This window comes from Nostoc sp. CALU 546, from assembly GCF_048836525.1.
On record NZ_JAWJTF010000240.1, the window covers coordinates 1 to 3,317 of the forward strand.

Sequence of the window (3,317 nt, forward strand, 5' to 3'; positions counted from 1 at the left end):
ATGAAACCAAATCTGATTCCGAATATCGCGGTTTTCCTCCTCGGCCAGGAGCATCCCATAAACCCACTAAACCCATCTTTTCCCAGCGATGAAGGGTTTGACGTACTGTTGAAATCGCCCAGTTCAGGCCTTTAGCAATTTGCTCATTTTTTAAGCCGCGAGTATTCAGTAGTAAAACTTGAGCACGATCCCTAGTACGTTGAGGTACATCTTTGGCTTTTCTCAACTCTTCTAAAGTCAGCTTTTCTTCCTCAGTTAGAAAGACTTTTAATCGGCATCCCATAGTTAATAACCTTTTATGAAATAAATTTTTGCCATTTTTATGTCTATTTACGCCTATATACTTAAGTAGCTTGGTATTTTATTACACTCTCTAAAAGCTAAACTACAAGTATTAAGGTTGTCAGCGTCTAGAAGACTGCTACGTGATAAGTATTTGGATCGAGAACATTATCAAAGTTTGCAATTTATCATCAGCAATTTTTGTAAAAAGTTAGGCATATCAGAGATGACACCATTAGCCTGTATAGGCAAATTTATTTAATAGCCTGAAGCTGTAGCTTATGGCTATGAAAATAAGAATTTGCTGGCGTTATTCTGATTAATGTCTAAAGTCGATAATAAAGGACTGTATCACCAAACTTCTGAGATGATTCGTATGGTTACGGAGATTTATGGAAACTTTAAAAATGATTTTTACGCTATTTTCCATTTGGATGAATAAAAAAAGATATGCAAGCCTAGTTTCTTTTGATTCAACTAGTCTCTGCAAAATTGCTTTGCTAATCTCCAAAAAAGTATCTGCTTCATCAAGTTTACATAAAATTTATATTTTACACAACTAGATTCTTGCTTGAGATAAAAATATATTCAATACCAATTTGAGAAAGCAGTGTTAGCAGCTTTATTTGATGTAGATTTAAAATCTAAAACAACTTATCTTACTTTTCCTACCTTTCCTACCTTTCCCACTTTTATACTTAGTTGTAAGAGAGTATCTTAAAAAAACCAGCTTTTTATGATTGATATTTCAATCTATTTTTTTAAGATATTTATTTTGCGATCGCTCAATAATGTGTGCCACAATCATCAGATTTATTTGTAAATTATGGTCTGTAATTAGCATTTATAGGTCATTTTCAAAAATAAAGGCTAATATAACAGTCTTAAACGTGTAATTTTTTTTAGTTTGCAGGTTTTCAGTTTTTATTGTCAAATAATATAATAGAGATGATATTTTTGAATTAAGACATGAATAGATAAATAGCAAAATTAACTACTCAGTAAATTCTTAGAAAAAATTAATATGTAGTATATTTCCGAGTCATATTTTTTGCTAAAAAACAGCCATAATTGATACAAGTTAAATTTTTCAAAAACTGATATTTATTACAACTTAAACAAAAAATAATAGAGAGAATGGGGGCAGAAGAAAAACCTGTTAATTTGCGATCGGAGACGAATAATGGTAGCGATGTCTACGACCGGCGATGCCCACGCAGAGAACGTTCAACATCGGTTAACTATACAAACTGTAGAAATTGCCCCTAATACAACGGCGATTCGCTCTCTTGATTGGGATCGCGATCGCTTCGATATCGAATTCGGACTGCAAAACGGTACAACCTATAATTCATATCTAATTAGGGGCGAACAAACAGTTTTGATTGATACTTCTCACCAGAAGTTTCGTCACCTGTATTTAGAGACTCTCAAAGGTCTTGTTAACCCCAAGACAATTGATTACATAATTGTTAGTCACACAGAGCCAGATCATAGCGGCTTAGTAGAAGATGTCCTCCAGTTAGCTCCTAGAGCTACCGTCTTAGCCTCAAAAGTTGCACTTCAGTTTTTAGAAGGCTTAGTACACGATCCTTTTTCCAAGCGGATTGTCAAAAGTGGCGATCGCATAGATATCGGCAAAGGACACGAAATGGAATTCGTGAGTGCGCCTAACCTGCACTGGCCGGATACAATCTTTAGCTTTGACCGCAAAACCCAAATTCTCTATACCTGTGATGCTTTTGGGATGCACTTCTGTGACGATCGCACCTTCGATGAAGATTTAGAAGCGATCGAAGCTGACTTTAGATTTTACTATGACTGCTTAATGGGCCCTAACGCTCGTTCGCTGCTGAATGCGATGAAGCGGATGGGTGAGCTAGGGAAGATTAATATAATCGCCAATGGTCACGGGCCTTTATTATACCACCACTTAGATGTTCTAACCGGGTGCTACGAAAATTGGAGCCAAAAACAAGCTAAAGCAGAAACAACAGTTGGCTTGTTTTTTGTCTCAGAATATGGGTATGGTGAACGCCTTGGTCACGCAATTGCCGAAGGTATACTGAAAACTGGCGTTGGCGTAGAAGTACTGGATCTGAGTACTGCTGAAAGCCAAGAAATTCAAGAACTAGCTGGGAGAGCAGCAGGCATCATTATTGGTATGCCTCCAACTACCTCCGCCGCCGCCCAAGCTAGCATCAGTTCGGTGCTAGCTGTCGCCAAGAACAAGCAACTGATTGGGCTGTTTGAATGTTACGGTGGGGATGATGAACCCATTGATACACTCCGAAGAAAATTTCTCGATTCTGGCATCAAAGAAGCCTTCCCAGCGATTCGGATTAGAGAGGCTCCCAGCGCATCAACATTCCAGTTGTGTGAAGAAGCGGGTAAAGACATCGGACAATTGCTAGTGCGCGATCGCAACATCAAGCAAATCAAGTCCCTTGATGTCAACATGGAAAAGGCGCTGGGTCGCATTAGCAGCGGACTATATATAGTCACAACTAAAAAAGAAAATGTATCCAGTGCAATGCTGGCATCCTGGGTAACGCAAGCGAGTTTGCAACCATTAGGATTCACAATTGCCGTTGCTAAAGACCGCGCCATTGATTCCTTAATGCAAGTAGGCGATCGCTTCGTCCTCAACGTTTTGGAAGAAGGCAATTATCAAGAACTCAAGAAACACTTCCTCAAGCGCTTGCATCCCGGTGCTGATCGCTTCGCGGGAGTAAAAACTCAAACCGCGAAAAACGGTTCACCAATTCTGACAGATGCTCTGGCATACATGGAATGTGAAATACAGAGCAGCATGGAATGCAGCGACCACTGGATTTTATACTGCACCGTCCAAGAAGGTCGTGTTTCCAAAAACGATGGGCTGACAGCTGTTCGCCATCGCAAAGTAGGTAATTACTACTAAGAAATAGGGAAGAGGTAATAGGTGACAGGGGACAGGTGACAGGGGACAGAAAAGAAAACTATCCCCTGTTTCCTATGATCCATACTCTATAACCTATTCCCTGTTCCCTGTT

The 3,317-nt window shown here is 39.3% G+C and carries 2 protein-coding genes; one reads left to right on the forward strand and one right to left on the reverse strand.

The window, feature by feature from the left end:
• A partial coding sequence (locus RRG12_RS42090) for a helix-turn-helix domain-containing protein (protein ID WP_420763223.1) occupies window positions 1-283 on the reverse strand: 283 nt, incomplete at its 3' end.
• A gap of 1,182 nt (window positions 284-1,465) precedes the next feature.
• Between RRG12_RS42090 and RRG12_RS42095 the strand changes: the two genes are divergently transcribed.
• Window positions 1,466-3,205 carry a diflavin flavoprotein gene (locus tag RRG12_RS42095; protein ID WP_069073286.1) on the forward strand — a complete coding sequence of 580 codons (1,740 nt, stop codon included), beginning with the start codon at window positions 1,466-1,468 and terminating at the stop codon, window positions 3,203-3,205.
• The last annotated feature ends 112 nt before the right edge of the window (window positions 3,206-3,317 follow it).